The organism is Ilumatobacter sp. (assembly GCF_041688325.1).
In the GTDB taxonomy this organism is placed as follows: domain Bacteria; phylum Actinomycetota; class Acidimicrobiia; order Acidimicrobiales; family Ilumatobacteraceae; genus Ilumatobacter_A.
This window is the reverse complement of record NZ_JBDNIJ010000033.1, coordinates 1-6,999: the sequence shown is the minus strand read 5'-3', so window position 1 is coordinate 6,999 and position 6,999 is coordinate 1. Positions and strand designations below refer to the sequence as shown.

Here is a 6,999-nt window from a genome sequence, read left to right as displayed (position 1 = left end):
CCGACTCGGGCCCTCTGGATCCCGTTAGCGCTCGGTCGTCCGCTCGGTTCGGCGGAAGATCCGGTCGTCGCAGACCCGTGCGGCGCGTGGCCGGACGTTGTTCGGCGTCAGTGGTGCCGGGCCCGACCAGGTCGACGCCGTAGCTCGTGCACTCGCGTCGATTGTCGAGGCCGAGTCGATCACCGAGCTGCCCGATTCGGCCGGGGCCAACGTAATGAATGGGCCTATGACATGCCGCTGCCCGTACGCCACCTCGCAGATGATCTGCGGACCTTCTACCACGAGGCCATCGCGGCCCAGCCCGGATCCGCGGCACCAAACCACGACGCCCTCAACGACTGGATCTTTGGTGGCACCGCACTCGGCAACACGTTGTAGGCGGTTGCCGACCGGCTCACCCGTGCCGAGGACCCCATGGCTGCCCTCGTACGCGGTCTCCTGATCCCCGAGGGTCGTTACAACTGCGGCAGAGCGTTCTGACTGCGACCGCCTCGGCCGAGTCGGAATACCTCAGAGTCGTTCGAGTCGGGCGGTGAACCCGATGTAATCCCAGATCAGCTGCTCACCGTCGATGCGACGTCGGACTTCGATCGGTATCCCGACCGGGCGAAGGACGTGCACACCGTCTTCGAACGTGGCGACCACGCTGATCGGAGTCTGCTTGTCGAACTCAGCAACATCGTTGACGCCATGCGCTGCGGTTCCGTCGCAGCGCATGTCGTGGATTATCCCGGCTGCGGTGATCGTGACGCGACTCCTGCCTGCTCGATGCGTTGGACCGCTCCGAGCGACGGATGTTTGAGCTGCGGGTCGCCACCCACGCTCACGTCGACAACATGCCACGTGCCGCGCATGTCGATCGCTCCGTCGGCGAGCGTCGTGTCGCACCCTGCCAAGATTGGCGGGGGCATCTCACCGGCCCATCCGCCTGGAGGAGTGAAGGCCACGGGAATCTCGTCGACATGCATGGAGCAAGACTGGCATGCGGCGACGCCCGCATTCGGTCCTGAACGTTGCAAGCTGCAACGATCAGGAACATGACTGACACGTTTAATGCACTCGTCGTCCGCGAAGCCGAAGAGGGCAACCCGAAGTCGGCGTCAGCGTCGATCGAGCAGCTCACTGACGCCGACCTGCCCGATTACGACGCCGGCGATGTGGTCGTGCAGATCGACTTCTCGTCGCTCAACTACAAGGACGGCATGGCGCTGACCGGTAAGGGTCGAATCCTGCGGTCGTATCCCATGGTGCCGGGCATCGATTTCTCTGGAACGGTTATCTCGTCAGAATCACCGAAGTTTGCATCGGGCGACGAAGTGATCCTCACCGGCTGGGCCGTTGGCGAGCGTTACTGGGGCGGCTACTCGCAGCGTCAGAAGGTCAAGGCCGGCTGGCTGGTTCGCCGCCCGATCGGCATGAGCGCCATGCAGGCAATGGGCATCGGCACCGCAGGCCTGACGGCCATGATGTGTGTGCTCGGTCTCGAAGACGGTGGCGTGAGGCCAACCGACGGCCCGATCGTGGTCACCGGTGCAGCCGGTGGCGTCGGCAGTGTCGCTGTCGCGATCCTCTCCCACCTCGGTTACACGGTCACGGCCGTCACGGGCCGCCCCGAGCAGCATGACTACCTCCGCTCGCTGGGCGCCACCAACTTCCTCACCCGCGAGGAGATGAGCGAGGCACCGAAGCCGCTGGAGGCCGAAAACTTCGCTGGCGCGGTCGACACCGTTGGCTCGACGATGCTCGCCAAGGTCATTGCCCAAACCAAGTACCAGGGTGTCGTCACGGCGTGCGGCCTTGCTGGCGGTGTCGACTTGCCGAGCACGGTGATGCCGTTCATCCTCCGCGGCGTGCGCCTCCAAGGCATCGACTCCGTGATGGCGCCGGTCGAGGCGCGTGATGCTGCCTGGGCTCGACTGCTCACCGACCTCCCGTCCGACCTACTCGACGCGATGACCGAGGTCGTCCCCATGAGTGCCCTGCCCGACCAGGCCGAAGCGATCGTGGCCGGCCAGGTTCGCGGTCGCATCGTCGTCGATCCAAACGCCTGATGGCCCTCGTCCGCTGGGTCACCGAGATGGGCATGGGCGTCGACGTCCATGGCCACGACTACACCAAGGCCGCGCGCCGTGCGGTGTCTGACGCATTGCGCCACAGCAGCCTGAACTTTTTCCGCGCGACCGACAAGACGCGCGACGACATGCACGTCGAGGTGATCGTCGCCGTCGCCGATCCAGACGCAGTCGACACTGACGCCGTCAAGGCAGAGGTGCCCTACGGAACGGTCACGGTGCGAGCCGTAGCTGGCGGCCTCGATGTGCCGCCAGTCGAGGGCACCACCGATGGTGTCGTGATCGCCAACGCCGCGATCCTCGTCAGCTTCCCCGAGTAGTTACACATGGGGTCAGGCCCCTTTCGCAACTCTCCAGAGTTGCCAGAGGGACAGAGTTGCGAAAGGGGCCTGACCCCATACGTACTTAGGTGAGGTTGTGTTGGAACATTGCGATCGTCTTTGCCCAGCAGCCTTGTGACGCGGCCTCGTTGTAGGTCGCGTAGCCGGGCCAGGTGAATCCGTGGTCAGCGTCCGGCCAGATGTCGACAGCGACGTTGGACATCTCGGCGGTGGCATCGAGGAAGCGCTGGTGCATGGCGATTGATTGCACCTGGTCGGCGTCGCCGATGCCAAGGTAGAGGTCGCCGACGATCTGCTTGGGTGTGAGGTGCGGCGAGTCGGCCTTGTCGTCCGCGAGGAATGACGGATGCCAACCGGCACCGCACACGAATCGATCGGGTAGACGCGTCATCGCTCGGACCACCGCACGTGCGCCGAGGCAGAAGCCGATGGTGCCGAGTGGGCCTTGGTCGGCACCCGTTGCTGCTAGCGCCTGATCGACGTCGCGCTGGATCTGCTCGTCGGTCATCGCCGTGATCCAACCCTTGACGTTGCCTCGGAGTGCTGGGTCGGCGGCGGCCTGCTCGGGTTCGACGTGGACCATGCGCCCCTGCCGATGGTGGAGGTCAGGTGTGATCACCCGGTATCTGGCCGAGGCCAACTTGGCCATGAACTCGTGCGTGGCCTTGCGGATGCCCGGAGCGTCGATCATGATCATCACGGTTGGCCAGCTGCCACCATTGGCTGGCGAGTCGATGGGCTGCTTGATGACGACGGCCATCTCGCCCTCGTCGGTCGGGATGTCAATGATCTCTTCGAACAGTTCCATTCGGAGAAGGTAGTGCTCCCAATCGCGACTGAGTACGGCTGGATCGTTGCAGTAGCCGAGGCAGTGAGGCTGGCCGGCTGTCCGGAGCAAACGTGGCGTCAGGCGGTGAGCGAGCGAGCGTTGGTTGAGAGGATCTTGTCGAGAGTTGCGGCAGTGATTCCGAGCGTGCGCAGCCCAGCCAACAACTCGCCGGCGGTCTTCGTCGTGTTCGGCGCATCGGTCCCGAAGATGATGCGGTCGCCCAACCGCTCGGCGACCTCGACAGTCAGCGGAACTGGGCTGCCCGTCACGGGCGTCAGATCGGCGACCATATTTGGTTGTTCGTCGAGGAGGGCGACCGCCTGCAGAAATGCCTCGTGGCCGAAATGGGCAAGGATGATCGTCGTGCCCGGGTTGGCCGCCGCAGCGCGACCGATCGGAGCGATCTCGTTTTCCATCGTGAAGCCGGTCGGAGAGTGCCCGGCGTGGATAACGACAGGGACATGGCGCCGGCCGGCTGAAGCCAGCACGGGGGCAAGGCGAGGGTCGTCGGCCTCGTAGTCGCCAACTGAGCAATGCAGCTTGAGGATCTTTGCTCCAGCGTCGATCGCTGCGTCGAAGTCAGCACCGGGGTCGGTGTCATCAGGATGCACGGTGCACCCTGGCAGCACGGTGACGGGGTGATCAGCAACTGCGGCGCTGGCTTCGAGCATGGTCTCGTTGAGCGCCCTGGCCATGCCCGCCTTGTGTGCATACGGCAGGTTCCAGATGGTGTCGATGCCATCAGCGTGGTGCCGGTCGAGCACCGTCCGGTGGTCCGTCGGATACGAGAAGTCGTTGACCCCGTGGTCGGCGAAGAACCGCCTGATCGCTGCTGCCAAACGGTCAGGAAGCAGGTGGGTGTGGGAGTCGACGATCATCAAGACAGTTGACCAGGTCGTCAGCCACTGCTGAGTGTCGGACGGACGACGCCGACGGGCCTCACTCCGATGCGAAGAACCGGCGAAGCTGTTCGTCGAAGGCCGCGGCGAAATCGTCATACAGAGGACGGAGCTCCCGCGCCGACCAATCGTTCGGAAGTAGATCGTTCGGGAGTTGCGGCTCAATGCGGAGGAATCGCACCACAGCGGCCGAAATGGTGAACGTCGTCGGCAGCAGTCGATCGTCTTGCTGGTCCACCTCAGCACGATGCGCCGTGAGCATGTGGATGAGTCGCTGAGAGCGAGCGTCGATGGCGGCGAGTGGCCACAGGCGATCGACGAGGTCGGCGGTGTCATCGACCTCGATGACACCCCGCGTGATGATCACCTCGTCCGGGCGGGGAGGGTTGTCGACGTTTGCCGGCCGAAGCCAAATGTCAGGTCGGAGTTCGGCAAACCGCGACCCGATCATCGCCTGACGAAATGCGCGTCGGTCGGCCATCGTGCGCCGATCCCCTGACGCAATCGCAGTGATCCAATCACCGTTCCACTCGCGCGTGGTGGCGTGACGCCCTGCGTCTTGTTCGCGCTGCCGTTCGAGCAGGCGTCCAGCGAGCGCGTAGTGGCCCTCAGCCACCGTCAGCTCACCATTGGCGACCATTCGAGAGAGTGAGGTCCGGGTAGTTCCAGGGCGGATGTCGAACAGCTCAGCGAGCCGGACAAGGGCTCGAACCGGGAGGACCGGTGGGTGTGATCCGAGGAGGGCGGAGAGGATGACCGAACGAGCAGAGAACGGCTCGATCTCCAGGCCGTCAATACCGCGATCACTACCGCGACTGATATTACGACGGGTGTTCATGATGAACTAAAAGTGTATCATTAAGCCATGACGACGATCACACCGACGCTGGTGCCGTCAGGTGCACAGTTGCCCGACGTGCTGCCGACCGAACGGTTGAACGAGCGCGGCATGGCGACGCGAGCGCTGCGCGACCAACTCCGCAAGATCAACAACATCGGGAACGTGTTCACGGTGGCCTGTGCGCTCGCGCAAACCATCGGCGCCGTCGCTGTTGCTGGCTATCTCAACACGTGGTGGTCGTACGTCGTTGCCTTCCTGCTGCTTGGCGGCGGTCACGCCCGGCTCAACATCCTTGGCCACGAAGCCGCCCATCGGTTGCTGTTCTCGAACCGTCGTGCCAACGATGTTGTCGGCCGGTGGCTGCTGTCGTACCCGAGCTATCAGGCGATGCTTGCCTACCGACGTTCACACTTCGCCCATCACCGCGACGAGATGGGCCCTGAAGAGCCCGACCTCTCGCTGTACTCGGGCTATCCGATTCCACCCGACTCGTGGCGGCGCAAACTGCGGCGTGACGCCACGGGCATCAGCGCCTACAAAAACTTTCGCGGGCTCGTGGGTGCCGCCCGCAAGGGTGCGCTCGAAGCCCGCCAGATCCTGCTTGTTCACGTGGTGCTACTCGGGGCGTCGATCGCCGTGATGCGGCCGCTCATGTACGTGGTGTGGATCCTTGCCTGGTCGACCCTGTGGCGCGTCTCGAACCGGGTGCGGTCGATTGCCGAACATGGCGGCATGATCCAATCGGCCGACCGCCGCCTCACGACGCACGTCATCCGCCAGAGCCTCACCGCCCGCATGTGGATGGTGCCGTACAACACCGGCTGGCACCTCGCCCACCACGTTGACATGGGCATCCCGTGGCGCAACCTCCCGAAGCTTCATGCCGAACTCGTCGCATCGGGCTGGGTCATCGAAGCAATCGAATACCCGACCTACCGAGCGTTCTGGAAAGCAGCGACGTCGGCGACGGTCAAGCAACCTGACGTCGAAGGCGCCGGCCAAGGCCGATCGAGCATGCTGAACTTCGACGACTGATCAACTTGGACGACTGATCAACTTGATGGAGACGCGTCGCCGCGGTTGCTTGGCGACGAGAGTCGACGTTGTCGTTCCATCAGGCTGCACCAGTCCCAGTCGGCTCCGCCGAGGGCGTGCACGTCGGCAAGGAACTGGGCGACCAGTGCAGTAACCGGCAGCGACACATTCATTGCGCTTGCCTCGTCGAGGACGAGTCCGACGTCTTTGCGCATCAGCGTCGTCGAGAACCCGAAGTCGTATTCACCAGCGATCATCTGCGCGGCCCGGTTCTCCATTTCCCATGACGTCGACGAGCCCTGGGTCATCACGTGTACAACTTTTTCTGGATCGAGTCCGGCATTGATTGCAAAGTCCAGCCCTTCGGCCAGCGCTTGAGCAACGCCAACAACACAAATCTGGTTGGTCATTTTGGTGATCTGGCCAGCTCCCGATGGCCCCATGTGGGTGACGCGTCCTGCGTACGCAGCCATCGTCGGCTCCGCACGAACAAACGCGTCTTCATTCCCACCGACCATGACGGTGAGCGAACCGTTGCGAGCACCATCGACCCCGCCCGAAACCGGCGCATCGAGGAAATGAGCCCCACGGCCGGTGAGTTCATCAGCGAATCGGCGCGCTCCCGCAGCCGAGATGGTGGAGTGGTCGAGCCAGATTGCGCCAGCGGCAATATGGGGCAGCGCTTCGTCGACGACGACCTGCATCTGCTTGTCGGCGGGTAGTGACGAGACGATGACATCGGCCTGGTCAACGGCATCGGCAACCGACCCGGCGGCTGCACCGGCATGCTCGCCAGCCCAGGAAGTCGAAGCAGCGGCTGCGATATCGAAGACCTTCACTTCATGGCCATGTTCGGGGTCAGCAAGATGTCCAGCGATTGGCCAACCCATCCGACCGAGCCCGATGACTGCGACCCTCATGCCGGCATCCCTGGCTTGCCCTGATCCTCGATCGTGAACCCGCCAGCGAGGCGAGCATTGAT

10 protein-coding genes are annotated in these 6,999 nt (G+C 63.8%); 4 read left to right on the top strand and 6 right to left on the bottom strand.

Translation table 11 applies throughout. The features are described from left to right. Nucleotides 1-378: hypothetical protein (locus ACH2EI_RS02355; protein ID WP_395159043.1), on the top strand; the 378-nt coding region annotated here is incomplete at its 5' end. Between the two features lie 132 nt (nucleotides 379-510). Here the strand turns inward: ACH2EI_RS02355 and ACH2EI_RS02350 are convergent. Next, a complete protein-coding gene (locus tag ACH2EI_RS02350; RefSeq protein ID WP_395159041.1) occupies nucleotides 511-717 on the bottom strand; it encodes a hypothetical protein in 207 nt (68 codons plus the stop codon). An 8-nt stretch (nucleotides 718-725) separates the two neighbouring features. Continuing rightward, on the bottom strand, nucleotides 726-968 hold the full coding sequence (locus ACH2EI_RS02345) for a hypothetical protein (protein ID WP_395159039.1): 243 nt from the start codon (nucleotides 966-968) through the stop codon (nucleotides 726-728). 69 nt (nucleotides 969-1,037) lie between these two features. On the opposite strand from ACH2EI_RS02345, the gene ACH2EI_RS02340 reads away from it, so the two are divergent. Together ACH2EI_RS02340 and ACH2EI_RS02335 are read left to right on the top strand one after the other, a co-directional pair. Beyond that, nucleotides 1,038-2,051, top strand: coding sequence for an MDR family oxidoreductase (locus ACH2EI_RS02340; protein WP_395159037.1), 1,014 nt, complete (start codon nucleotides 1,038-1,040; stop codon nucleotides 2,049-2,051). Then, nucleotides 2,051-2,392: a Lin0512 family protein gene (locus ACH2EI_RS02335; RefSeq protein ID WP_395152835.1), complete on the top strand. Its 342-nt coding sequence runs from the start codon at nucleotides 2,051-2,053 to the stop codon at nucleotides 2,390-2,392. Before ACH2EI_RS02340 ends, ACH2EI_RS02335 begins: the two co-directional genes overlap by 1 nt. Nucleotides 2,393-2,477: 85 nt before the next feature. Here ACH2EI_RS02335 and ACH2EI_RS02330 read toward each other — a convergent pair whose 3' ends face one another. The 3 genes from ACH2EI_RS02330 to ACH2EI_RS02320 form a co-directional block, all read right to left on the bottom strand. Beyond that, on the bottom strand, nucleotides 2,478-3,221 hold the full coding sequence (locus ACH2EI_RS02330; RefSeq protein ID WP_395152834.1) for a dienelactone hydrolase family protein: 744 nt from the start codon (nucleotides 3,219-3,221) through the stop codon (nucleotides 2,478-2,480). 98 nt (nucleotides 3,222-3,319) lie between these two features. Then, nucleotides 3,320-4,120 (bottom strand): amidohydrolase family protein, encoded by an 801-nt coding sequence (locus tag ACH2EI_RS02325; RefSeq protein ID WP_395152833.1) that lies wholly within the window; start codon nucleotides 4,118-4,120, stop codon nucleotides 3,320-3,322. A gap of 61 nt (nucleotides 4,121-4,181) precedes the next feature. After that, nucleotides 4,182-4,979: a PaaX family transcriptional regulator C-terminal domain-containing protein gene (locus ACH2EI_RS02320; RefSeq protein ID WP_395152832.1), complete on the bottom strand. Its 798-nt coding sequence runs from the start codon at nucleotides 4,977-4,979 to the stop codon at nucleotides 4,182-4,184. A 27-nt stretch (nucleotides 4,980-5,006) separates the two neighbouring features. Between ACH2EI_RS02320 and ACH2EI_RS02315 the strand changes: the two genes are divergently transcribed. Then, entirely contained in the window at nucleotides 5,007-6,017 is a 1,011-nt protein-coding gene (locus tag ACH2EI_RS02315) for a fatty acid desaturase family protein (RefSeq protein ID WP_395152831.1), read from the top strand. A gap of 17 nt (nucleotides 6,018-6,034) precedes the next feature. Here ACH2EI_RS02315 and ACH2EI_RS02310 read toward each other — a convergent pair whose 3' ends face one another. After that, nucleotides 6,035-6,937 (bottom strand): NAD(P)-dependent oxidoreductase, encoded by a 903-nt coding sequence (locus ACH2EI_RS02310; RefSeq protein WP_395152830.1) that lies wholly within the window; start codon nucleotides 6,935-6,937, stop codon nucleotides 6,035-6,037. Between the last annotated feature and the right edge of the window lie 62 nt (nucleotides 6,938-6,999).

What these genes read in the sequence shown, in the direction of transcription:
- ACH2EI_RS02350 (WP_395159041.1), bottom strand. Translation starts at nt 717, where the DNA reads ATGCGCTGCGACGGAACCGCAGCGCATGGCGTCAACGATGTTGCTGAG.
- ACH2EI_RS02320 (WP_395152832.1), bottom strand. Translation starts at nt 4,979, where the DNA reads ATGAACACCCGTCGTAATATCAGTCGCGGTAGTGATCGCGGTATTGAC.
- ACH2EI_RS02345 (WP_395159039.1), bottom strand. Translation starts at nt 968, where the DNA reads ATGCATGTCGACGAGATTCCCGTGGCCTTCACTCCTCCAGGCGGATGG.
- ACH2EI_RS02315 (WP_395152831.1), top strand. Translation starts at nt 5,007, where the DNA reads ATGACGACGATCACACCGACGCTGGTGCCGTCAGGTGCACAGTTGCCC.
- ACH2EI_RS02310 (WP_395152830.1), bottom strand. Translation starts at nt 6,937, where the DNA reads ATGAGGGTCGCAGTCATCGGGCTCGGTCGGATGGGTTGGCCAATCGCT.
- ACH2EI_RS02330 (WP_395152834.1), bottom strand. Translation starts at nt 3,221, where the DNA reads ATGGAACTGTTCGAAGAGATCATTGACATCCCGACCGACGAGGGCGAG.
- ACH2EI_RS02335 (WP_395152835.1), top strand. Translation starts at nt 2,051, where the DNA reads ATGGCCCTCGTCCGCTGGGTCACCGAGATGGGCATGGGCGTCGACGTC.
- ACH2EI_RS02340 (WP_395159037.1), top strand. Translation starts at nt 1,038, where the DNA reads ATGACTGACACGTTTAATGCACTCGTCGTCCGCGAAGCCGAAGAGGGC.
- ACH2EI_RS02325 (WP_395152833.1), bottom strand. Translation starts at nt 4,120, where the DNA reads ATGATCGTCGACTCCCACACCCACCTGCTTCCTGACCGTTTGGCAGCA.